The 23,132-nt window shown below is 72.4% G+C and carries 18 protein-coding genes and 2 pseudogenes; 5 read left to right on the top strand and 15 right to left on the bottom strand.

Annotation, left to right across the window (positions count from 1 at the left end; translation table 11 throughout):
* Window positions 1-23: 23 nt before the first annotated feature.
* Window positions 24-1,559 carry a gamma-aminobutyraldehyde dehydrogenase gene (locus LMU33_RS26285; RefSeq protein WP_228623068.1) on the bottom strand — a complete coding sequence of 512 codons (1,536 nt, stop codon included), beginning with the start codon at window positions 1,557-1,559 and terminating at the stop codon, window positions 24-26.
* Window positions 1,560-1,768: 209 nt separating this feature from the next.
* Between LMU33_RS26285 and ybiA the strand changes: the two genes are divergently transcribed.
* Complete coding sequence (ybiA, locus tag LMU33_RS26280; RefSeq protein WP_228623067.1) at window positions 1,769-2,332, top strand: riboflavin biosynthesis intermediates N-glycosidase; 564 nt, start codon at window positions 1,769-1,771, stop codon at window positions 2,330-2,332.
* A gap of 154 nt (window positions 2,333-2,486) precedes the next feature.
* Here ybiA and LMU33_RS26275 read toward each other — a convergent pair whose 3' ends face one another.
* Window positions 2,487-2,936 carry a DUF4190 domain-containing protein gene (locus LMU33_RS26275; RefSeq protein WP_228623066.1) on the bottom strand — a complete coding sequence of 150 codons (450 nt, stop codon included), beginning with the start codon at window positions 2,934-2,936 and terminating at the stop codon, window positions 2,487-2,489.
* Between the two features lie 109 nt (window positions 2,937-3,045).
* Window positions 3,046-3,795, bottom strand: coding sequence for a DUF4190 domain-containing protein (locus LMU33_RS26270; RefSeq protein WP_228623065.1), 750 nt, complete (start codon window positions 3,793-3,795; stop codon window positions 3,046-3,048).
* A gap of 346 nt (window positions 3,796-4,141) precedes the next feature.
* Here LMU33_RS26270 and LMU33_RS26265 point away from each other — a divergent pair, with 346 nt between their 5' ends.
* Both LMU33_RS26265 and LMU33_RS26260 read left to right on the top strand, forming a co-directional pair.
* Complete coding sequence (locus LMU33_RS26265; RefSeq protein WP_228623064.1) at window positions 4,142-5,209, top strand: adenosine deaminase; 1,068 nt, start codon at window positions 4,142-4,144, stop codon at window positions 5,207-5,209.
* Window positions 5,210-5,244: 35 nt separating this feature from the next.
* On the top strand, window positions 5,245-5,946 hold the full coding sequence (locus tag LMU33_RS26260) for a glycerophosphodiester phosphodiesterase (RefSeq protein WP_228623063.1): 702 nt from the start codon (window positions 5,245-5,247) through the stop codon (window positions 5,944-5,946).
* Here LMU33_RS26260 and LMU33_RS26255 read toward each other — a convergent pair.
* The 4 genes and pseudogenes from LMU33_RS26255 to LMU33_RS26240 form a co-directional block, all read right to left on the bottom strand.
* Window positions 5,943-6,557 (bottom strand): annotated as a pseudogene (locus tag LMU33_RS26255) (sigma-70 family RNA polymerase sigma factor); the annotation flags it as partial. The gene LMU33_RS26260 and the pseudogene LMU33_RS26255 sit on opposite strands and share 4 nt — an antisense overlap.
* A 1-nt stretch (window position 6,558) precedes the next feature.
* Window positions 6,559-6,912: pseudogene (locus LMU33_RS26250) on the bottom strand (alginate lyase family protein); the annotation flags it as partial.
* 83 nt (window positions 6,913-6,995) lie between these two features.
* Window positions 6,996-7,508 (bottom strand): hypothetical protein, encoded by a 513-nt coding sequence (locus LMU33_RS26245; protein WP_228623062.1) that lies wholly within the window; start codon window positions 7,506-7,508, stop codon window positions 6,996-6,998.
* A gap of 64 nt (window positions 7,509-7,572) precedes the next feature.
* A complete protein-coding gene (locus LMU33_RS26240) occupies window positions 7,573-13,404 on the bottom strand; it encodes a WD40 domain-containing protein (RefSeq protein ID WP_228623061.1) in 5,832 nt (1,943 codons plus the stop codon).
* Window positions 13,405-13,505: 101 nt separating this feature from the next.
* Here LMU33_RS26240 and LMU33_RS26235 point away from each other — a divergent pair, with 101 nt between their 5' ends.
* A complete protein-coding gene (locus tag LMU33_RS26235) occupies window positions 13,506-14,789 on the top strand; it encodes an ArsB/NhaD family transporter (protein ID WP_228623060.1) in 1,284 nt (427 codons plus the stop codon).
* On the opposite strand, the gene LMU33_RS26230 is transcribed toward LMU33_RS26235, so the two are convergent.
* The 7 genes from LMU33_RS26230 to LMU33_RS26200 all read right to left on the bottom strand — a co-directional run bounded on the left by LMU33_RS26230 (window position 14,786) and on the right by LMU33_RS26200 (window position 20,350).
* Window positions 14,786-15,007, bottom strand: a complete 222-nt coding sequence (locus LMU33_RS26230; protein WP_228623059.1) for a DUF397 domain-containing protein — start codon at window positions 15,005-15,007, stop codon at window positions 14,786-14,788. The two genes, LMU33_RS26235 and LMU33_RS26230, sit on opposite strands and share 4 nt — an antisense overlap.
* Entirely contained in the window at window positions 14,979-15,818 is an 840-nt protein-coding gene (locus tag LMU33_RS26225; RefSeq protein WP_228623058.1) for a helix-turn-helix domain-containing protein, read from the bottom strand. Before LMU33_RS26225 ends, LMU33_RS26230 begins: the two co-directional genes overlap by 29 nt.
* A gap of 150 nt (window positions 15,819-15,968) precedes the next feature.
* Window positions 15,969-16,925 carry an inositol monophosphatase family protein gene (locus tag LMU33_RS26220; RefSeq protein ID WP_228623057.1) on the bottom strand — a complete coding sequence of 319 codons (957 nt, stop codon included), beginning with the start codon at window positions 16,923-16,925 and terminating at the stop codon, window positions 15,969-15,971.
* Window positions 16,909-17,565 carry a hypothetical protein gene (locus LMU33_RS26215; protein ID WP_228623056.1) on the bottom strand — a complete coding sequence of 219 codons (657 nt, stop codon included), beginning with the start codon at window positions 17,563-17,565 and terminating at the stop codon, window positions 16,909-16,911. Before LMU33_RS26215 ends, LMU33_RS26220 begins: the two co-directional genes overlap by 17 nt.
* A gap of 71 nt (window positions 17,566-17,636) precedes the next feature.
* The gene (locus LMU33_RS26210; RefSeq protein ID WP_228623055.1) at window positions 17,637-18,593 is read right to left on the bottom strand and encodes a hypothetical protein; all 957 of its coding nucleotides are present in this window, start codon (window positions 18,591-18,593) and stop codon (window positions 17,637-17,639) included.
* Window positions 18,594-18,726: 133 nt separating this feature from the next.
* On the bottom strand, window positions 18,727-19,110 hold the full coding sequence (locus LMU33_RS26205; RefSeq protein WP_228623054.1) for a hypothetical protein: 384 nt from the start codon (window positions 19,108-19,110) through the stop codon (window positions 18,727-18,729).
* Between the two features lie 46 nt (window positions 19,111-19,156).
* Entirely contained in the window at window positions 19,157-20,350 is a 1,194-nt protein-coding gene (locus LMU33_RS26200; RefSeq protein ID WP_228623053.1) for an extracellular solute-binding protein, read from the bottom strand.
* Window positions 20,351-20,527: 177 nt separating this feature from the next.
* On the opposite strand from LMU33_RS26200, the gene LMU33_RS26195 reads away from it, so the two are divergent.
* A complete protein-coding gene (locus tag LMU33_RS26195; protein WP_228623052.1) occupies window positions 20,528-21,514 on the top strand; it encodes a hypothetical protein in 987 nt (328 codons plus the stop codon).
* A gap of 63 nt (window positions 21,515-21,577) precedes the next feature.
* Here the strand turns inward: LMU33_RS26195 and LMU33_RS26190 are convergent, their stop codons facing one another.
* Complete coding sequence (locus LMU33_RS26190; protein WP_228623051.1) at window positions 21,578-23,017, bottom strand: gamma-aminobutyraldehyde dehydrogenase; 1,440 nt, start codon at window positions 23,015-23,017, stop codon at window positions 21,578-21,580.
* Between the last annotated feature and the right edge of the window lie 115 nt (window positions 23,018-23,132).

Here is a 23,132-nt window from a genome sequence, read left to right as displayed (position 1 = left end):
GGCGGCAGCCGGACAAACGGCTGCTACCGGTCCCCGAAGATCGTGCGGTGCCAGCCCTTGCGGGCGACCGCCGTGTTGTCGAACATTACGTGCTTGACCTGCGTGTACTCCTCGAAGGAGTACGCCGACATGTCCTTGCCGAAGCCGGACGCCTTGTAGCCGCCGTGCGGCATCTCGCTGATGATCGGGATGTGGTCGTTGATCCACACGCAGCCCGCCTTGATCTCGCGGGTGGCTCGGTTCGCGCGGTAGACGTTGCCGCTCCACGCGGAGGCGGCGAGGCCGTACGGGGTGTCGTTGGCCAACCGGATGCCGTCGTCATCGCTGTCGAAGGGCAGGACGACCAGTACCGGACCGAAGATCTCGGACTGGACGATCTCGCTGTCCTGGGCGGCGTCGGCGATCAGGGTCGGCCGGTAGTAGGCGCCCTTCGCCAGATCGCCCTCGGGTGCCTCGCCGCCGGTGACCACGCGCGCGTAGGCACGGGCGCGGTCCACGAAGGCGGCGACCCGGTCCCGCTGGACGTGCGAGATGAGCGGCCCGAGGTCGGTGCCGGGGGCGAAGGGGTCACCGAGCCGCACGGTCTCCATCAGGGCGGCGGTCCGCTCCACGAAGGCCTCGTACAGCGGCCGCTGCACGTACGCGCGCGTGGCGGCCGTGCAGTCCTGCCCGGTGTTGATGAGCGCACCGGCGACGGCGCCGTGGACGGCGGCCTCCAGATCGGCGTCGTCGAAGACGACGAAGGGCGCCTTGCCGCCGAGCTCCAGGTGCAGCCGCTTGACCGTGGCGGTGGCGACCTCGGCGACGCGCTTGCCGACGGCCGTGGACCCGGTGAAGGAGGTCATGGCGACATCCGGGTGGCCGACCAGGTGCTCGCCCGCCTCCTTCCCGGCCCCGGTCACGATGTTGATCACACCGTCGGGGATGCCTGCGTCGGTGGCGGCCTGGGCGAAGAGCAGCGAGGTGAGCGGGGTCAGCTCGGCCGGCTTCAGCACGATCGTGTTGCCGGCGGCGATCGCCGGGAGGATCTTCCAGGCGGCCATCTGGAGGGGGTAGTTCCAGGGCGCGATCGACCCGACGACACCGATCGGCTCGCGCCGGACGTACGACGTGTGGTCGCCGGAGTACTCACCGGCGGACTGCCCCGCCAGGTGCCGGGCGGCACCCGCGAAGAAGGCGGTGTTGTCGATGGTCCCCGGCACGTCGAACTCGCGGGTCAGCTTCAGCGGCTTGCCGCACTGCAGGGACTCGGCGCGGGCGAAGTCCTCCGCGCGGTCGGCGAGCACGGCCGCGAACCGGTGCAGGGCGTCGGAGCGCTCGCCCGGGGTGGCCGAGGCCCAGCCCGGGAAGGCCGCGCGGGCGGCGGCGACGGCCGCGTCGACGTCGTCGGTGCCGGCCAGCTCGTAGCGGTACACCTCCTCGCCGGTGGCGGGGTCGACCACGGCGTGGGTACGGCCCGAGGTGCCCTTCGTCGGTCGGCCGCCGATGAACTGCGCGCCCTCGGCGAATCGCTCCTGTGCGGGGAATCGTTCCGGGGTGGCGGTGCCCGGGTTGTGCATGTCGCTCTCCTCCGCCGTGCGCCCCGTCCCGGGGGGTGGGTGGCGTAGCTCCAGCTCGATTTGAGTGCCGATCCTGACAGAGCAATAGGACTCCAACAAGTGATTCCGTTGTTGCCTTTTGGTTACGCGACGGAATCTGTCGACCAGGTGTCGAGTCGGGGCGGAAAAGGGCGGACGGAGTGTCAGTGGTGCGTGCCAGACTCGCGTGCATGGGGAAGATCGACGGGGTGGAAGCCCTGATCAGGGAGGTCCGGGCGGGCGGCCGGATCAGGTACCTCCACTTCTGGGGGCACCGGCCGCGGCCGGACGGCAGGATCGGCGCGAGCTGTCTGAGCCAGTGGTGGCCGTCGCCGTTCACGGTGGACGGAGTGGAGTACGCGACGGCCGAGCACTGGATGATGGCCGGCAAGGCACGGCTGTTCGGGGACGCGGAGGCGGAGCGCAGGGTGCTGGCCGCAGGGCATCCCTCCCAGGCCAAGAAGGCCGGCCGGCTGGTCCGGGGTTTCGACGAGGCGGTGTGGGAGCGGGAGCGGTTCCGGATCGTGGTCGAGGGCAGCGTGCACAAGTTCGCGTCGGACGACGATCTGCGCGCGTTCCTGCTGGGCACGGGCGACCGGGTGCTGGTGGAGGCGAGCCCGGTGGACCGCATATGGGGCATCGGGCTGGCGGCGGACGACGAGGCGGCCTCGGATCCGGAGCGCTGGCGGGGGCCGAACCTGCTGGGGTTTGCGCTGATGGAGGCACGTGAGCGGTTGGCGGGTGCCGGGGCGTGATGGGGGCCAGGGCGTGAAGGGGGCCGGGACCCTGCGGCGGGCCGGGGCCTGAGGGGCCCGGCCTGAAGGCCGGCCCCCCGGCGTCGGCTCCCGGTCGGTCGCGGCGCCCGCGCAGTCGCAGGGTCCCGGGCCGTCGCAGGGTCCCGGGCCGTCGTCAGAACGTGCCGGCGCTGAACATGCTGGCGAAGAACAAGAAGACCAGCAGCGGCAGGAGCACCGTGGCGATGATGCCGCAGACGAGACCGGCGGTCGCCGCGCCCCTGTTGGTGGCCTCGCCCCGATTGGCCTTACCCCGGCCGATGGCACCGAAGATGATGGCCAGGATGCCCAGGATCATCCCGAGGATTTCCATGGCGATGGTGAGGCTGCAGACCACGCCGATGATGCCCAGCACCAGTCCCGTGGTGCCCATGCCGTTGCTCGGCTGCATCGGCATCCCGTACCCGGGCATCTGCGGATATGCCGCGGGCGGCGCGGCCGGGTAGGACGGCCCCGGCTGAGAGTAGCCGTAGCCGGGCCCCGGCTGCTGCGGGTATCCGTATCCCGGCGGCTGCTGCGGAGCCGGCTGACCGAAACCACCGGCTTCTGGGTTGATGTTGGACATGAAGTGCTTTCCCCTCCGTTGACGATCAAGGCATCGTAATGGCGCACACAGGAGGAGGGGGTGGGTTCAGGCCGACGGACGGGTGCCGTGAGGCCACGGCCCGGCGGACTCAGCGGTCCGCGGCCACCGTCACCGAGACGCCACGGGCGGAGTCGTCGTCGTACGGGCCGGAGTGCGTGCGCCCGTCATGGATGGCGGCGGTGATACCGATCGCGAGCAGGACGATCACGACGATGCCGAGCACGATGCCGATGATGCCCATGATCAGCCCCGCCTGGGCCTGACCGTGATTGGTGGCCTCGCCGCGATCGGCCCGCCGGCGGCCCTTGATGCCGAAGACCACCGCGAGGATGCCCAGGACCACCGAGACGACGCCGTACATGCAGAACAGGCACAGGGAGAGGATGCCGAGCACCATCGCCGCGGTGCCCATGCCGTTCTGCGGGGCCATCGGCATGCTGGGCCAGCCGTAGCCCGCGGGATAGCCGGGGTAGCCGTAGCCGCCGGAAGCGGGCGGTACGGGTATGCCGGGCCCCGAGGGCCCGATCGGCGGAGGCGGTACCGCCTCGCCGCCCGCCGGGGCCGTACCCGGCACGCCGAATCCGGAGGCGGCCGGCGGTGGGAAGCCGGGAGGAGACGCGAGCGGGGCGAAGCCGGGGGCAGACGCGGGCGGGGCGAAGCCGTCGGTCGGCAGGGAGGTCATGGTCGCCTGGTCGTGCACGGACGGCGGCTGCACGGGAGGCTGATCCTGCGGCTGGGGCTGCTTCTTCTCCAGCGAAGTGCGGTGCTCGGGCGGCGCCCACGGGTTGTGGTCGCCCCCCGGGACTCCACTCGGCTGCGCTCCGTCGCTCACTGGCATGTCCCCCTCGGTCGTTCGTCCCGCCATGCTACGGCGTCGCCGCCGCGCGACCGCGGCCCGGTCCCAGCGGAGCCACGCAGGGCCCCGGCGGCGGATCCGGCGGATCCCGGGCGTGCACATCCGCGGGCAGACCTCCGCCGCGTGACCGGTCCGCCGAGAGGGCGCCACCGCGCCGATCGCACCGCGCCCCACACCCTCGGACCAGGCGCCGGGGCCGGCCGCACCGCCCCTCCGCCGAGCAGCCCGCACCCCCCGTCCGCCTACGATGTCGTCCGTACCGACGATCAGCCGATCACCCGCGCCGCGCCCGCACCGGGCCGCCGGCGCCCTGCTCGGGGAGGACCCCATGACCGACAGCTCCGTACCCGCCGCCGGCACGGCCGACCGCGATCTGCGGACCTTCATCGCCGGGCTGCCCAAGGCCGAACTGCACGTCCACCACGTCGGCTCCGCCTCCCCGCGCATCGTCTCCGAGCTGGCCGCACGGCACCCCGACTCCAAGGTGCCGACGGACCCCGAGGCGCTCGCCGACTACTTCACGTTCACGGACTTCGCGCACTTCATCGACGTGTATCTGTCGGTCGTCGATCTCATCCGCACCCCGGAGGACGTCCGGCTGCTGACCTACGAGGTCGCCCGCGACCTGGCCCGGCAGCAGGTGCGCTACGCCGAGCTGACCGTCACCCCCTTCTCCTCCGCCCGGCGCGGCATCGACGAACTGGGCTTCATGGCGGCGATCGAGGACGCCCGCAAGGCGGCCGAGGCCGAGTTCGGGACCGTCCTTCGCTGGTGCTTCGACATCCCGGGAGAGGCGGGGCTGGAGTCCGCCGAGGAGACCGCGCGGCTGGCCACCGACGACCGGATCCGCCCGGAGGGCCTGGTGTCGTTCGGGCTCGGCGGCCCCGAGATCGGCGTGCCCAGGCCGCAGTTCAAGCCGTACTTCGACCGGGCCGTCGCCGCAGGCCTGCGCTCGGTCCCGCACGCCGGCGAGACGACCGGCCCGGAGACGGTGTGGGACGCGCTGACCCATCTGCGCGCCGAGCGCATCGGGCACGGCACCAGCTCCGTGCAGGACCCGAAGCTGCTCGCCCACCTCGCCGAACGGCGCATCCCGCTGGAGGTCTGCCCGACCTCGAACATCGCCACCCGCGCGGTCCGCACCCTGGACGAGCACCCGATCAAGGAGTTCGTGCGGGCCGGGGTGCTGGTGACGATCAACTCCGACGACCCTCCGATGTTCGGCACCGACCTCAACAACGAGTACGCGGTGGCCGCCCGGCTGCTCGACCTGGACGAGCGGGGTCTCGCCGGCCTCGCGAAGAACGCCGTGGAGGCCTCCTTCCTGGACGCCGACGGCAAGGCCCGGATCGCGGCGGAGATCGACACGTACACCAGTACCTGGCTCGCCTCCTGACGCGGCTCGCAAGGGGGCACCCCACAATGGGGGTCATGCAGACCGTGACCGCCGTGGCCCATCGCGGCGACCCCTACCGTGTCCGTGAGAACACCATCGACTCGTTGCGTTCCGCGCTCGGCCGGGGCGCGGACGCGGTCGAGATCGACGTACGGCTCACCCGCGACGGCGTCCCCGTGCTGCTGCACGACGACACGCTGCAGCGGCTGTGGGAAGTCGGCCGGCCGCTCGCCGCGCTGTCCGCCGAGGAACTGCGCGGGCTCACGGCGGGCGGTGTGCCGACGCTGGCGGAGACGCTGGCCGCGACCGGCGACAGCCGGGTGATGGTGGACCTGTGCGGGCGGGTCGAGCGGCGGACGGTGGACCGGGTCATGGACGTGGTCCGGCAGAGCGGGGCCCGGGAGCGCGTCTACTACTGCGCGGGCGCCGAGGCGATGCTCGCCGTGCGCGCCGCCGACCCGGCCGCCGAGATCGCGCTGACCTGGACGAGCCTCGCCCCGCCCCGGCCCGCGCTGCTGGACGTGGTCCGCCCGCGCTGGCTCAACTACCGCTTCTCCCTGGTGAGCCGGGAGCTGGCGGCCCGCGTCCACCACGACGGTTACCTGCTGTCCGTCTGGACCCCGGACACCCGCCGCTCGATGGGCCGCCTGCTGGAGCTGGGCGTCGACTCGATCACCACGAACCGGGTCGACGTCCTGCACGGCCTGCGCAACGGCGCGGGCCTCGGCGGCCGTTAGACACCGGCAGCCTTCGAGCACGGCGACGAGGTCATGGCCGCGCGGGAGCACTGCACCCGTGAGCGTTGCGGCACCGTCGCCGTGTCGGGCGGGGTGGCGCGGGTGAGGTACTGCGGGACGGGGGTGTCGTCGCGTCCGGTGTCGCGGACCAGGCCGTACCGCCGCGCGCCCTGCGCGGGGCCGGTCGTGACGTCCCTCCCGGCCGCGGCCCAGGTGGTCGGGAAGACACCGAGGCCGTAGTCGGCGCCGCGTTCGTTCTGGGTGAGGGTGACGCTGCCGTCGAGGTAGAAGTACTCGTTCTGCCACATCTGCTGGGTGCCGGCCGGCAGGACGTCGTAGCCGACGGCCGGGTCGCCCATGCCGGTGGCGGCGGGGTCGGTGCCGAGGGGGTCGTCCATGCGGCGGCCGCCGCCCGAGGCCACGTGGAACAGCCTGCCCTTCAGACCGGTCCAGGCCGGCATGACCAGGCCGCCGGCCCGGCACTGCGGCGAGATCTGCCGGCGGACCAGCACATAGCCCTTGCCTCGCAGGGTCACGCTCTCCCCGCGGTGGTTCATGACGGCGTGGGCGCCGCCGGTGCTGGTGATGCCGGTCTCGGGCCGGTGGGGCAGGGTAGTTCTGCCCGGAACCCGTGCCGCGGTAGACGGTGGCCTGCGGGCGGGCCTGCCAGGTGCTCTGCGAGTGCGGGTTGGCGGTGAGCCGCCGCCAGCCGGCCGGCCAGGGGTCCCGGCCCGCGGCGACCCGCACCTTGGCCCGGTGCAGGTCGCCGGCGTTGTGCAGCATGCCGGGGTGGGCGAACGCCCGCTTCTTCGCCGACGTGCTCTGAGCCGCGTCGGCCCCGGCACCGGACAACGCGGCGATCCCACCGCCGAGGGCTCCGGCCGCCGCGAGCCCGCCACCGAGGGTGAACAGGCCCCGGCGGGTGAGGCGGTGCTTGTTGACGCGCTTGTGGGTGGGGGTGGGCATGGGGGGGGTGGCTCCGTGCGTGAGGAGGCGGGACGTGCAGGAGACGGAGCGCGGGCCCGGCGGACAACAGTTTTTGCGGCTGATCACGGCGCTGTCGATGCAGCCGTGAGCGCCTCCAGCCGCTTGATCTTCTTCCGTACGACGTACAGCGGGACGACCCCGAACACCCCGAAGGACATGTCGATCAGCGACCACCAGAAGGGGATGCCCCGGATCGGCCCGCAGACCAGGGCGAGCGGGATGATGCCGGCGCAGGCGATCATCGCGAACTCGACCACCCAGATGTTGCGGACGGGGTCGCGGTACGGCCCGTAGAAGGCGACCGCGATGACGAGGTGGGCGAAGGCGAGCCAGTCGGTGCCGTAGAGCAGGAACGGGTAGTCGGCGTCGGCCGTGTCGAGCCCGTCACGGACCCGGGAGATCCAGGCCATGAGCCCGGGCAGCTGGCCCGGCACGGACAGCGCGCGCAACGCGCTCTCGGTCCAGCGCAGTTCGTGCACCAGGGGGAAGGCGGTGGCCCCGCTCAGGACGAGGCACACCACGAAGAGGACCAACCAGACGCGAATGCCCTTGAGGAGGGCGGCTCTGTCGCTCATGGCAGGAGCGTACGCCCGCTTTTGAACGTGTTCAAAAGCGCCCCCTCCCTCCGTTTGCCCGGCGTCACCCCAGCGGGTCGTCCAGCGGCACCTGCCACACCCCCGGCACATGGCCGTCCAGTTCCCCCGGTTCGAAGCGGCACATGCCGACCGCGTGCCAGAACTCGCCCGTCACGTCTCCCTCGTACTTGTAGCCACCGGACGCGGACAGCGCCGCCCAGCCGCCGGGCATGCCGACCAGGGTGACCCGCAGGGTGGCCGGGCCGTCGGCCGGCACGTTCCACAGCCGTACCGTGCCGTCCTCGCCGCCGCTGGCCAGCAGGGAGCCGTCGGGGCTGAAGGCCACCGCGAGGATCCGGCCGGTGTGGCCCGTCAGGACAGCCGTCTCCTCGCCGGTGTCCGGGTTCCACAGGCGGACGGTCCGGTCGTCGCCCGCCGTCGCCAGCAAGGGCCTCGACGGATGCACCGCCGCCGTCCAGAGCTTGCCGGTGTGGCCGGTCAGCCGGTGGTCGGCCTCGCCGTCCTTCCAGATCACCGCCGTGCCGTCCCAGGAGGCGCTGGCCAGCCAGGAGCCGTTGGGGGCGAAGGCCACGGCGTACACCCGGTCGGCGTGGCCGTCGAGTTCGGCGGTGAGGCGGCGGCCGTCCATGTCCCAGATCCGCACCTTGCGGTCGTCGCACCCGGTGGCCAGGACCGCGCCGTCGGACCGGAAGGCGATCGCGCGAACGCGTCCGTAGTGCTCGGTGATCGTGGCGACGTGCGCCCCGGTTGCCCGGTACCACAGCCGGACCGTGTCGTCGTCGTTGGCGGTGGCGAGGAGTTCGCCGTCGGCGCTGAACGCCTCCGCCCACACATGGTCGGTCTCCACGTCGAGTTCGCGCTGGTACTCGCCGGTGGCCGCGTTCCACAGGTACAGGTCGCCGTCGCTGCTCGCGGTGGCCAGCAGGGGGCCGGCGGGGCCGAACACCGCCGAGACCAGGCGGTCGCTCTGGCCGGTCAGTTCGCGCAGCCGCCGGCCGGAGGCGGACTGCCACACCCGGATCACGCCGTCGTTGCCGCCGGCCGCCAGCAGCGCGCCGTCGGCGCTGAAGGACAGGGTGGCGATCCGCCGCCCGTGGCCGCGCAGGATGCGCCGGCCCTGGCCGGTGGCCGGATCCCACAGCCGTACGACACCGTCGTTGCCGCCGGTCACCAGCAGCGCGCCGGCTCCTTGAGAGGGCGTGTCGCCGTGCGGGCGGAACTTGCACACCCACACCGAGCCGCGGTGCTCGGCGGGCTGCCGGTTCAGCGGCGCCGCGACCGGGTCGGCCTCCGGCTCGATCCGCCACAGCCGGACCACCCCGGCGCTGTCCCCGGCGGCGAGCAGGCTCCCGTCGGGGTCGAACAGCACCTGGTACACGGCCCCGCGGCAGCCGCCGAGCAGCCCGGCGGAGCGCCCGCCGGCCAGGTCCCACAGCCGTACCTCCCCTTCGGTGTCACCGCTGACCAGCAGGGTGCCGCCGGGGTGGAAGTCCAGGGTGTAGACGCGGCCGGAGTGCCCGGTGAACTCGTGCCGCCGGGTCCCGGTGGCGAGGTCCCACACCCGTACGGTGCCGCCGTGGCGCTCGTCGCCCTGGTCGGTGGTGGCCAGCACGGTGCCGTCCGGGCCGAACCGTGCCCGGTACACCGCGCCGCGATGGCCGGCCAGTTCGCCGGTCTGCCGCCCGCTGCCCAGGTCCCACAGCCGTACGGCGCCGGAGGCGTCCCCGGTGACCAGGGTGGTGCCGCCAGGCCCGAACGACACGGTGTAGACGGGCGCGGAGTGGCCGGGCAGCCGGTGCAGCGCGGTGCCCGAGGCGGTGTCCCAGACGGTGACCACGCCATCGGCGTCGCCGGTGGCCAGCAGGGCGCCCTCGGCGTCGAGGACGACCGGCCAGACGCCGTCGGCGTGGATCTCCAGCCGGTGCGGACAGAGGCCGGAGACCGGGTCCCACAGGCGTACGGTGCCGTCGGCGCTGCCGGTGGCCAGGACGCGGCCGCGGAACTTGACGGCGTAGACCCGGCCGGTGTGGCCCTGGAGGGTGCGCAGGGGGATGCCGGTGGCGGCCTCGCAGACCAGGACCCCGCCGTCCTCGCTGCCGACGGCGAGCAGTTCGCCGTCGGGGCTGTAGGAGATGGGTTCGGGCAGCCGGCTGGTGCGCATGTCGAAGCCGTACGGCACACCGACCGCGGAGGGCCGGAAGCCGGAGTCGACGGCCATGCCGGGCGCGATCGCGGCGGTGGCCAGCTCGGGGCTGCGGTCCAGGGGGCCGGTGGTCGCCGAGATCAGCGCCGCCCGCCGCCACCGGCCGCCCGCCACCCGGGCGCCGGTCAGGTCGGTGCCGATCAGCCGGGCCCGGCCGAGGTCGGCGCCGCGCAGGTCGGCGCCGGTCAGATCGGCGCCGTCGAGCCGGGCCCCGGTCAGCCGGGCGCCGCGCAGGACGGCGCCGGAGAGGTTGGCGCGGACCAGCCGGGCGTCGGTGAGGTCGGCGCGGGTGAGGTCCACCCCGGAGAAGTCGCGGTGGGACAGGTCCTCCCCGGCCAGGGCGGCGCCGCGCAGATCGGTGTGGGCGGGCACGCGGAGCCGGCCGAGGATCTTCACGGCATTGGCGCGGGTGGCGTCCACGGAGGCGTCCGAGGCGGTGCCGGACAGCTCCCGCTCGGCCCAGGCCTGGCAGATCCGGTGGTCGGCGAGGTCGCACAGGAACTCGACCGCGAGCTGGCTGAGCTGTCGCCGGGCCAGCAGGCCGCTGTCGCCGTCGGTGATCCTGCGGGCGCACTCCCGGGCGACCAGCCACTCCACCACCGAGCCGTGGATGAACCGGAACACGCCGTCGTCGCTGCGCACCAGCAGGCTGCCGGAGCCGATGGCGTGGGCGGTCTGCGGCACCGACAGCCGGGCGTCCGCGAGCCCGGTCAGGGTCTCGGCGACATCGGTCAGCTCGTCGAGGCGCAGCGAGTCCTGCCCGCTCTCCCACAGCCGTAGCGCGAGCGCGGTGACCGCGTCCCACAGCTGCTCCAGGGACAGCCCGGGCGCCCGGCCGGGGCTGCCGCTGCCGCGCTGCGCCTCGAAGCCCAGCCAGGCGGTGAGCACCTCCTCGTACAGTCCGGCGGGGCTGAGGGCGCGCCCGGCGCCCGCGACCGCGCGCAGCCGGTCGTCGTCGAGGTCGGCGACGAAACCGAGCAGCCGGGGGTTGCGGCACAGGGCGAGCAGGTCGGGGATGGCGTCCAGCAGCCGGATCCGGTGGTCGGCGGCGCGTTCGTCGCCCTCGTAGCGGTTGACCAGATAGGCGCGGATCTGCTGCGCGCTGAACTCCTGCACGGCCAGCACCCGGCGGTGCGGGAGCAGCCCGACGCGTTCGCCGAGCGCGGTGAGCACCTGGCCCTGGGAGCGGAAGTGCTGGGTACGGCTGCTGACCAGGATCTTGGCGCTGTCCACGGCGGAGTCCAGCAGCACCTGGAGGCGTTCGGCGGCGCGGTCGTACGTCACCTGGTTGACGAGTTCGTCGAAGCCGTCGAAGAGCAGCACGATCCGCCCCTGCTGGAGCATGTACCTGAAGGCCCGCAGATCGATGTTGTCGACGCCGTGGGCGGCGAGGTGCGCGGCGACGAGACCCTCGAAGGAATAGGCCCGGTCGAGGGCGTGCAGTTCGATCAACAGCGGGACGAGGTGCGGCAGTTCACCGGGGATCCGGCGGGCCAGCTCGCGCAGCGCGAAGGTCTTGCCGTGCCCGAAGTCGCCGAGGAGCAGCAGGAAGCGCCCCTGGTCGGAGTCGAGCAGCCGCAGCATCTCATCGACCAGCCCGTCGCGGTCCTCGGCGTCGAGGCGCTCCACCTCCCGGTACCGCTGCGGCAGGTACATGCCCGGGGGATAGCGGGGGTCGGTGCGCAGCCGCTCGCTCTGCCCCGCGACATAGCCGCGCAGGTCCAGCAGCCCCTGGAACTCGGTGAAGCTGCGCACGCGGACGCCGCGCCGCCGGGCCGCGTCGCGCAGCTCGCGTGCGGGCGGCGGCCCGTCGTGGACGAGTTCGGCCTCCGCCTCGGCGTCGGCGGCGTGCACGAGGACCACGAACCGGTCGACGTCCTGCGCGGTCGGGGTGCCGATGTGGACCGCCACCCGCTGCTGCCGTACGAAGCCCGACTGGCTCCAGGTGACGAGCAGTTGCGGCACCGGCCCGTCCACCGGGCGGATCTGGGCGCCCTCGTGCCGGGTGCGGCAGACCTCGGCGACCCGGGCGAGCAGGATCTCGGCAGGGGTCTGTACGGCTCGCGGCTCGGGTTCGGGGGCGGGCGCGGGAGTGCGGTCGCGGTCGTCGGCGGGCGTGGCCTGCGGCCCGAAGGCACGGTCGGCCCGCCGCCACTGGACCGCCCGCCGCCGCGGCTCCCCCGGCCCCTCCCACACGGCCAGCCCCTCCCGGCCGACCCGCACCAGCTGGTGCGCGCCGGGCCGCCCACCGCCGATCACCGGCACCTCGCCGGAGCCGGTGGCCAGCGCGGGCAGCGCGGCACCGGGGTCGGCCGGACCGTGCAGCAGCAGATGAAGCCGGGGCGCGGTCAGCCGGCTCAGCACATCGGTGTCGCGGAGCGGCCCGGCACCGTCCAGGGCGGCCGTACCGGCACGCCGCACGCCGGGGGCGGCCACGCGGGCGGCACCGGGCGAGTGCCGTACGACCCCGATCCTCAGCCACTCCTCGGTCTCGTGCGGCCGCAGCGCCTGCGCGAACCAGGCGGCCTGCTCGCGCCCGATCAGCCCGTACTGGTCCTCGCGCCGATGGCTGTAGGCCATGGAGGAGTTGAGCCCCGCGACCACGGTGTGCAGCTCCGGCACGGGGAAGAGGGTCCACGGCTGATCGCTGTCGAAGACGACGTCGAGCCCCTGGTACAGCTCCTGGAACAGCCGGACGAAGTGCCGCCACTTGGGCCAGTACGGCGGCCGGGGCGGCATCTCGTCGGCCTCGCAGGTGCTGAAGTAGGCGTGGCATGCGGCCTGGTTGACGTCCTGGCCGCCGGGGACGAGGGCGACCCGGTGCGGTTCGAGCCCGAGCAGGGCCCGCAGCCCGGTGAGGAAGGCGAGGGCCTGCTCGAACTCGCGCCGGCTGCCGGAAGCGGTGAGATCCCCGGTCACGACCAGCAGATCGGGCGAGGGCGCCCCCGAGTCCGCCAGCTCCACCAGGTCGCCCCAGATCGCCGCCTGCAACTCGGCGGGCTCCTGCCCCCGGCCGAAGGCGGGCCCGGCCAGCTGGAGCACGGTGACCGCGTCCCGCTCCCGCTCCGCCCCGGACAAGCGCGGGTACGACGGCGGCGCGGCGGGTCTGCGGCGCCCCGCCCACCCGGGCCCGCCGAGCGGCCGCCCGGGACTCGGTGCCGCCGGGACGGCGGGCACGGGACGGCCGTTCGCACCACCCGGATAGCCGGGCGGCAGGCTGGGCCGGGCCCGCCCGTCCAGGGCCTGCCGGACCCGCGCGAGCAGCAGCTCCCGGGCCGCCGCCGGATCGGCGACCGGCACCAGGTCCACATAGGTGATGGTGGCCAGCAGCCCCTCCACCGGGATGTCCTCGACCCGTACGGTGAGCAGCCGCCGCTCCGGCGCGTCCGGGTCGGCCCGCAGCGCGGCCTGCCACTCCATCCGACCGTAGCGCGAGCGCTCGTAGTTCCGGGACAGTACGGCGATGACGGCGGCGGACTCGCTCACGCCCCGGTCCATGAAGTCGACGAAGTTCGTGCCCGGCACGAAGTCCCAGGCCTGCAGGACCGTCCGGTACCCGGCCTCCTCCAGGGTCCAGGCGATCCAGGACGCCCAGCGTTCGTCCGCCGGCGAGTAACTGATGAAGAAGTCCAATGGCCCGGTGTCCCCCGGGGTGTTCTGACGAGCCACCATGTATTGATGATGCCGTGAAAAGAGAGGCGGAGACCGGTCGTTTCGAGGCGTTCGCCGGCACCCTGGTCACAGCGACGCACAAACGTGCGACCCTTCCAACCGTGCGTGCCTTACTGCTGCGTCTGCATGTCCTCGACCGGGTGGCGGTCGGTCTGCTGGCGGCCGGACTGCTGTGCGTGGCCACGGGATTGCTGCCGACGGGTTCCGCGTCCGAGGCGATGATCCGCATCGCCCCGCTGCTGGCCTTCCTGGGCACGGTGATCGTGCTGGCCGAACTCACCAGCAGGGCCGAGGTGTTCGACGTGATCGCGGCGCGGGTGGCGCGGGCCGGGCGGGGCAGCTATCCGCTGCTGTTCCTGCTGTGCGTGCTGTTCGCGTCGGTCACGACGATCGCCCTGAACCTGGACACGACGGCCGTCCTGCTGACTCCGGTGATGCTGGCGCTCGCCTCCCGGGTGGGCATCGCACCGGTGCCGCTGGCGATGACGACGGTGTGGCTGGCCAACACGGCGAGTCTTCTCCTGCCGGTGTCCAACCTGACGAACCTGCTGGCCGCCAACCGGGTCGCGCTGTCCCCGCTGGGCCTGGCGGGACGGATGTGGGCACCGCAACTCGCGGCACTGGCCGTGACGATGGCTTGTTTGTGGCTGTTCTTCTGGCGGCGGGGCAGGCGTGGGGGGCCGGTGGTCGACGGATCCGGCTTGATGGCGGACATGGCGCTGTCGGGGCCGGGTGCGGCGCGCGCGGCGGACGTGCGGGCGGACACCGCCGACCGCTATGTGCCGCCCGCCGTGCACCGCCCCGCCGACCCGGTGCTGTTCCGCGCCTGCGCGCTCGCCTGCGCCGGCTTTCTGCTGGCCATCCTGGTGGCCGACGTACCGCTGTGGATGGCGTCCGGGACGACGGCGCTGGTCGCCGTGGCCGCGTTCACGGTCCGCGACCGGTCGGCGATCCGCCTCTCGCTCGTCCCCTGGCGGCTGCTGGTGATGGTCCCCGGCATGTTCCTCGTGGTGGAGACGGTCAACGCGCACGGGCTGCACCACCTGCTGGCCTCGGCGGTCGGCACCGACGGCGGCCCGCTCGGCCTGTTCCGCGCGGCGGCGGTCGGCGGCGGCCTGTCCAACGCCCTCAACAACCTCCCGGTGTACCTGGCCGGGGAGGCGGCCGTCCCCGTGGGCAACCACGACCAGCTCCTCGCCCTGCTGATCGGCACCAACGCCGGCCCCGTGATCACACCGTGGGCGTCCCTGGCCACGCTGCTGTGGTACGAGCGCTGCCATGCGTACGGCGTACGGGTGCCGGTCACCCGGTTGATGGGCACCGGCACGGTACTGGCCGCGTGCGCGGTGGCGGCGGCGGTGGCCGCGCTGACTCTGACGCGCTAGCCGCTCGTCTTCACGGCACCGAGGAACGCCGACCAGGCGGGTGCCGAGAAGACGACGGCGGGGCCGGTGGGGTTCTTGCTGTCGCGGACGGGGACGTGGGTGGGGGCGGCGGTGTCGTTTACTTCGAGGCAGCTGTCGCTGCTTCCGCCGCTGTAACTGGACTTACGCCAGCCGGACAACGCCGAGGCGTCAGGGATGGTGGGCTCGCTGCGCTTCATGTTCGTAATCCTCCGCGACGGACCCGAGCAGGTCCAGGGACTCACGGTGCGACATGGCGTCGCCCAGCACATGATCGTAGAGCTCCTGGCACTCCCGTACCACGGACGGTAGTTCCAGGATCCGGCCGCTGTTCACTCCCTCGGCATACGCAATGGGCGGCAACTCGTCGAACCACATGAGGGAAAGGAAGCCTGCCTGCAATGGGTGTGCGCCCACACTGAAAGGGAGCACGTGTACACGAATGCGGCGGGCCTCCCCCAACTGAATGATGTGCCGTAGCTGTTCGCACATGACGTCCGGACCGCCGATGACCTGTCGAAGCACCGCCTCGCTGAGGAGCGCATAGAACTCGGGCGAGTCGAAGTTCTCGAGAATGCGGCCCCGCTCAAGTCGCGTGACCAGGAGCTTGTCACGCTCCTCGTCGTTCTTGCGTGGGTAGCCGGAGTTGAGCACCGCGTACGCGTACTGCTGCGTCTGAAGTACGCCCGGCACCAGGCTCGGCGCGTACTCCTTGATGATCGCCGCCTGGCTCTCGAACTCCAGCGCCTCCGCGAAGTGCTCCGCCACCCTCCTGCCGTCCAGCGTCGGCAGGAACCGCTCGAAGAACCCATCCGTGCCCAGCTCGCGGTCCAGCCGCCGCGCGTCCTCCACGTCGGGTCGCCGGCGCCCCGCCTCGATGTGCGCGATGTGCGTGCGGGACATCACGACACGTTGGCCCAGCTCCTCCTGCGTGAGCCCCGCCGCCTCCCTCCGCCGCCTGAGTTCCTCCCCGTACCGCACGCGCGAGATCGGGTTGTCCTCGATGGCCACCTTTCAACTCCCCCTCGTGCTGACTGCGTCGTCACGCTCGGTCATCTTCCGAAGGTACTCGCGCCCGCGTCACTCTGTGCACGGATCGCCACTGATAGTGAAAGGGCGTTGTGATGCACGACGAGGAAGACGGCTACGTCAGGGTGTTTCTCACGCTGAGGGTCTCCCGGGACGGTGGCCGGACGTGGGGACCCAGGGTGACGTACCGGCCGCCGAAGAACGCCGCGCCGTTGGACCTGTCGGGGCGGTTTCCGCCGTGTGAGTGTCCTCGGTGCCGGGAGAGAAAGGGCTGACGAGGTCCAGCAGGTGCGGCAGGAGTTCCGGGCGCCCGGCGACGAAGGAGCGCCCGGTGTCGGGGCCGCCGAAGCCGCCGCCGAACTCCGCGCCGTCGAGGTGCCGCAGGGCGATGCCGGCCTCGCGGGCCAGCAGCGCTCCGGCGGGGAGGTCGATCGCCTCCGCGCGGTAGCCGACGAAGCCGTCGATGTCCCCCCGGGCCAGCATCGCCCAGGCCACCAGGGGCGCCCAGAGCTGGAGCAGGCGCCGGGAGCGGAGTTCGAGGGTGTGCCGGAGGGAGCAGGCCAGGGGGTCGTCGCGGGAGACGGAGTGGCCCTGGGTCCACGCCAGCAGCGGCCCGGCAGCGGGAAGCGGGCGGCCGTTCGCGGCGACGGCGAACCGCCCGCCCGGACCGTGGGCGCCGCCACCCCGCAGCGCGGACCAGGTCCGGCCCGTCATCGGATCGTGGACGACCCCGACCACCGGTGTGTCATCGACGCACAGCGCGATGCCGACGACGTACACGGCCAGCCCGATCACCACGTTGTTGCTGCCGTCGAGCGGGTCCACCAGCCAGGTACGGCCCCCGCCGTCCCCCACCAGTTCACCGGACTCCTCCGCGAGGATCCGGTCGTGCGGGAAGCGCTCCCGGATCCGGCCGACCACCAGTCGCTCGGCGGCCACGTCCAAGTCCGTGACCACATCGCCGAGTTGGCCCTTGGGCCGGGCGGCGAAGCCGTCGGGAAAGCGGGACCGCAGCAGCGCCCCGGCCTCCTCGGCGGCGGCCACGGCCGTACTGCGCTCGGAGGACCAGGGGTCAGGGTTCGGGCTCATGGATCCTCCTGAGGGCGGCCCGAGCGATCCGGGCGGTCTGGGTCGCGTCGCAGGTCCGGCGGACCATGCGGTGCCCCGGGGCGGACGGCGGGCCCAGGGAGAGGTCCACCCGGCCGGGCAGGGTCCGGCCCAGGACCAGCGTGGCGGTGGGGCGGCCGTCCGGCACCACGCTGGTGTGGAATTCACCCGCCGGGAGGGCATAGCTCTGGCCCCGCGAGCTGGTCTGCCGCACGCCGGGCCGACAGCGCACCAGCCGCTCGGTGGGCCGCAGTTCGTCCACGCCCGAGGGATCGCTGTGCACTTCGAAGACCCGATGCGTGGGCTCCCCGGTGTCGTCATCGATCACCACCCGCCGGTTGTCGAGTTGCCCGTACAGCACTGTGCTGGTCAACTGCCAGCTGTGACAGTGCACTTGGGGCACGGACCGGTCGGGCTGCGCCTCCGGTGTGCCGAAGACGTGGACGCAGACGCCGTCGCTGCCGTCGCGCAGGATGGGCAGGCAGACGAACCCGAGTGGGTGGCGCACCGCGTGCAGGGTGCGGCGGCCGGAGACGATCCGGTCGAGTTCCGATACGGCGTGTCCCATCAGCTCGGCGGTGGCGTGCCGCCGGGCGGCCCGTTCCAGGGCCGGATAGTCCATGTTCCTTCCCCCTTGGTCCCCTCGGGTCCCTCTCGGCCCCTCTGCCCCCTTGGCCGGAACACGGCGCTCGCTCACCTGCGGTACGGGTTCTCCGCACGCAGCGCCTTGGCGATGATGTCGCCGACGTCACGGTCGGTGAAGCTCGGCGGAAGCGGCAGGCCGAGCCGGTCGAGCAGACGTCTGACCTCGTCGACGGTCGGTTCGTCGGCGAGCGGGACGGCCTCGCGCAGATCCAGCTTGACCGCCTGCTCGCGGCTCTGGTGCAGCTCGGTGACGTAGTAGTCGTAGAGCGGCCGGTCGCGCTCCACGTAGAGACTGACCCGGCTGGGGTCGTCCTGGGTGATGATCAGGCAGGTGTCCGAGAGGTCGAACCGCAGCGCCGGTGCGACGGAGGACAGATGGACGTCGATCTCCAGGGTGTCGAGCCGCTGCCGGTGCCAGCCGGCGGCGACGACGGTGGCGTACGCCTCCTTGCGGGTGCGTTCGACGGTCCACTCGGCGTCGCCGGGGCCGGGGCCGAAGGTGCTGCGGAACCGTGCGTAGGCGGCGCACACCTGCTCGTCTGCGGGATTGATGATGTCGATCTTCATGCTGAGGGACCGCCGCTGCCGCTGCGCCTCCAGCACGCACTCGGGCAGCGTGACGGCGCGCAGATAGGTGCCGGTGCCGCCCTTGAACACCCAGCGGGTGGTGGCGCGCCGAGCCCGCTCGTGCGCGAGGGCGACCTCGGCGCCGGAGAGGGTGCGCACCATCGCCAGGTCCTCGATGGCCCGGCTGGTCCCGGAGGTCGCGGCCTGCAGGTCGGCCATCCGCCGGCGGCGCTCGGTGAGCGAGCCGTACACCAGCGCGGCGAGGACCAGCAGGGTGGCGCCGGAGACGATGTTGTCGTCCATGTTCTGGTTGAGGACGTCCATCAGCCCGACGACGAGGGCGACGGCGATGGCGACGATCCCGTCCAGGTTCCGGACCGCCCAGGCGATCCCGTTCTCCAGCCGGCGCCCGGCGCCCTGTGGCGTACTCCTCGTCACGTCCACCCTCCCCCGACGGTGGCTTCCATCGTAGGAGCAAGGGGAGTTGGTCAGCCATGCGTCAATCGGCCGTGAACGCGGCACCTTTTCCCCGGGGAACGGCACCATTTCCCCATGAATGCGGCGGACGCGCTCAGGGAAGGTCGTCGCGTCCCAGCCACGCCGGCTTCACCGGGACTCCGTCCGTGTACCGCTCGACCTGATCCACCGGCTCGTCGACAGGTTCCGGGACGGCGACGGGCGCGTCGGAGTCCTCCAGCAGCTCCGCCACCGTGAACCGGGTGGCGAAGGACTGCCACGCCCCGTCGACGACGAGCAGGAATCCGTCGCGCTCCCGAAGGAGCCGACGGCGCCTGGGACTTCTGGGGTGCTCGGGCCCGTAGCTCCGGGCCCGCCGCTCGAGCTCCACGAGCGCGTCGTCACGAGACCCGGAGACGTGCGCCACCACATGGGCCTCGACGTGCTTGCGCTCACTGGTCCCCACGGTCGTCTCGACGACCAACGCCCACACCGTCATGTACCCGCCCCGTTCCTGCCCGTACGCGGCAGCCTACTGGCAGACCCTAGAGCCCCACGATCTTGTTCCACCGCTTCGCGAACTCCACCCGTTCCGTGGCGGTGATGTCCCGGGCGATCATCAGGCGCCTGCGCATGCCGCTGTCGGGGAAGATGAGGGGGTTGTCGGCGAGGGCCGCGGTGTCCTTGTCCTTCGAGGAGGCCAGGACGTCCCGGGCGGCGGGGACGGGGCAGACGTAGTTGACCCAGGCGGCGAGCTCCGCGGCGACCTCAGGGACGTAGTAGTAGTCGATCAGGCGCTCCGCGTTGGCCTTGTGGCGGGCCCGGTTGGGGATCATCAGGGAGTCCGACCACAGCTCGGCGCCCTCCTCGGGGACGAGGAAGCGGATGTCGGGGTTGTCGGCCTGGAGCTGGATGACGTCGCCGGAGTAGGCCTGGCAGGCCAGCACGTCTCCGCTGACCAGGTCCTTGGTGTAGTCGTTGCCGGTGAAGCGGCGGATCTGGCCGCGGTGGACCTCGCGCTCCACCTCGTCGCAGACATTGTGGAAGTCGTCGGCCGTCCATGTGGAGATGTCGACGCCGTTGCCCTGCATGAGGAGGGCGAAGGACTCGTCCAGGCCGGACAGGAGGGTCACGCGGCCCTTGAGGTCGCTCGCCCAGAGGTCCTTGACGTGCCGGATCTCGCGGCCGAGTTTCCTGCGGTTGTAGGCGATGCCGGTGATGCCCGACTGCCACGGCACCGTGTACCGGCGGCCCTTGTCGAAGGCGGGCGAACGCAGCAGCGGGTCAAGGTACTTGGCCACGTTCGGCTGGCGGGCCCGGTCCATCTCCTGGACCCAGCCCAGCCGGACGAACCGGGCGCACATCCAGTCGCTGATGACGATCAGATCGCGGCCGGTGGACTGATGGTTCATCAACGCCGGGCTGATCTTGCCGAAGAACTCGTCGTTGTCGTTGATCTCCTCGGCGTAGTCCACGGAGATCCCGGTGCGCTTCTCGAACGCCTCCAGCGTGGGCCGCCGGTTGGGGTTGTCGTCGTCGGTGTCGATGTACAGCGGCCAGTTCGCCCAGGTCAGCTTCTTGTCGGCGAGGGACTCGTCGGCGACGGCCCGCTCGCCGGGCGCGACATAGGCGGCGGGCACCCCGCAGCCGGCCAGGGTGCCGAGCGCGGCGGTGCCGCCGAGCGCGCGCAGGAGGGAGCGGCGGGACACCGGCGACGTACGGGAAGAGGTCCGAGGCATCCCGGAAGGATGCCGCCCCGCCGCTCGGACCGGCAATCGACGTTGCGTCGAGCATGCCCGCGGCTGCCGGACACCCTGTCGATCAACGGCCGTTGCCGGGGTGCGGAAACGTACGGCCCGGATATGCGTCCCGCACCGCACCATGTCCTGGCCGCTTCCCGGGAGGACGATGACCGGGTGCTGCCACAAGGGAAGCGGCGCCGCGAGGCGCGGGAGGAATCGGCCCGGCTGCAGGGCCGGTTGACGGCGTTCGGCGAGCTGCTCGCGGGGCATCCGTTCACCGCGGACCGTCCGGGTGCCACTCATGTGATGGCCGTGGAGTACGCCCGGGCTCTGGACGCCTATGAGCAGGCGGCACGGGTGGCCGAGCGGGATCCGGTGTCCGCGCGGCGTGAACTGGCCGAGGGTCTCGCGGCCCTGCACCGTCTCAACGCCCTTCTCGTCGGGGCGCAGCCCGCCGACAGCGCGGGGGCGGTACGGCCGCCGGGCGGCAGCGGGTTCACGCCGAAGCCACCGACGACGCCGACGATGCCAACGGCACCCAAGCGGCCGACGGCGCCGGAAGAAGCGGGTACCGGCGCGCTCGCGGAGACCGCGCCGGCGCGGGAAGCCGCCTCCCGGCCGCGGCTGAGGGAGCGCTTCACCGCCTGGCAGTTGCTGGTCCGCGCCGCCCTTGTCGTGCTGGCGTGTTACTGCGTGCTGGTGGGGCTCGTCGGCGGATGGGGCCCGGCGTTGGCCTGCGTCCCTCTCGTGAACTTCGGGGCCGGGCTGACCGGCTTCGGGACCATGGTCTGCCGGCTGGTCTTCTCGCGGACCCGCAGCGCCGTGCGAGGCGGCCGTGTCGCGGCCGAGTACCGCGGCACCGAGCGCACCCACGGCGTCCGCGGCCCGTGGGAACAGCGATACGTCCATACGGACACGGCCGGGCGTGAGACGGCGTACGGCCGGACAGTGCCCAGCCCGTCCCTCGCCGCGGTGCCGGTCCGCCGCCTGTGGCTACTGGAGGAGAGCCAGGGGGACCGCACGCTGATCACCTCCACGGAGCTGTACCTCACCCCGCTGCTCCTGGTCGTCGGCGTGCCGCTCCTGCTGCTGGGGCTCGCTCTCCTGCTGGGCGGGGTTCCGGGGATGCTGATCGCCGTGTCGACGGGCCTGTGGTCGTGACACGGCGCGGCCCCGGACGGGAACGTGAACCCGTCCGGGGCCGCGCGCTGCCGTGCGCCGTGCCTACTCGCCCAGGGACGTCATCACGTGCTTGATCCGCGTGTAGTCCTCGAAGCCGTACGCCGACAGGTCCTTGCCGTAGCCGGACTTCTTGAAGCCGCCGTGCGGCATCTCCGCGACCAGCGGGATGTGGGTGTTGATCCACACGCAGCCGAAGTCGAGCTTCTTGGACATGCGCATCGCGCGGGCGTGGTCCTTGGTCCACACCGAGGAGGCGAGGGCGTACTCCACGCCGTTGGCGTACGCGACGGCCTGGTCCTCGTCGGAGAAGGTCTGGACGGTGATGACCGGGCCGAAGACCTCCTTCTGGATGATCTCGTCGTCCTGCTTGACGCCGGAGACGACGGTCGGCGCGAAGAAGTAGCCCTTGTCGCCGACGCGCTTGCCGCCGGCCTCCACGCGCGCGTGGGCGGGCAGCCGCTCGATGAAGCCCTCGACCTGCTTGAGCTGGTTGGGGTTGTTGAGCGGGCCGAAGAGCACGTCCTCGTCGTCCGGCTGGCCGGTCTTGGTGTCCTCGGCGGCCTTCGCCAGAGCCGCCACGAACTCGTCGTGGATCGCCTCGTGGACGAGGACACGGCAGGCGGCCGTACAGTCCTGGCCGGCGTTGAAGAAGCCCGCGACGGAGATGTCCTCGACGGCCTTGGCGATGTCGGTGTCCTCGAAGACGACGACCGGGGCCTTGCCGCCCAGCTCCAGGTGGACCCGCTTGAGGTCCTTCGACGCCGACTCGGCCACCGACATGCCGGCGCGGACCGAGCCGGTGATGGAGGCCATCGCCGGGGTGTCGTGCTCGACCATCAGCCGGCCGGTCTCGCGGTCGCCGCAGACGACGTTGAAGACGCCCTTGGGCAGGATCGAGCCGATGATGTCGGCGATCAGGACGGTGGAGGCGGGGGTGGTGTCCGACGGCTTGAGGACGACCGTGTTGCCCGCGGCGATCGCGGGGGCGAACTTCCACACCGCCATCATCATCGGGTAGTTCCAGGGCGCGACCTGCGCGCAGACGCCGACCGGCTCACGGCGGATGATCGAGGTCATCCCCTCCATGTACTCGCCGGCCGAGCGGCCCTCCAGCATCCGCGCCGCGCCCGCGAAGAAGCGGATCTGGTCGACCATCGGCGGGATCTCCTCGGAGCGGGTGAGCCCGATCGGCTTGCCCGTGTTCTCCACCTCCGCCGCGATCAGTTCCTCGGCGCGCTCCTCGAACGCGTCCGCGATCTTCAGCAGGGCCTTCTGGCGCTCGGCGGGGGTGGTGTCGCGCCAGGCCGGGAAGGCGCGGGCGGCGGCCTCCATCGCGGCGTCCACGTCCGCCTCGCCGGACAGCGGCGCGGTCGCGTACGCCTCGCCCGTCGCCGGGTTGACCACCTCGGTGGTCCGTCCGTCGGCGGCGTCCCGGAACTCACCGTCGATGTAGTTGCGCAGACGACGCAGCTCGGTGCTCACTGCCGGCCTCCTGATCTGGTTCTTTCCGTCCACTCACTGAGACACCCACCCTAGCCGTCGGGCCCACGTTTTCAACACCCCCGCGGCCGCGAGTTCTGCGAAATCCGCACGACCG

This window comes from Streptomyces barringtoniae (assembly GCF_020819595.1).
Taxonomy (GTDB): domain Bacteria; phylum Actinomycetota; class Actinomycetes; order Streptomycetales; family Streptomycetaceae; genus Streptomyces; species Streptomyces barringtoniae.
The sequence above is the reverse complement of the archived record's forward strand: the minus strand, read 5'-3'. Positions and strand labels throughout refer to the sequence as shown.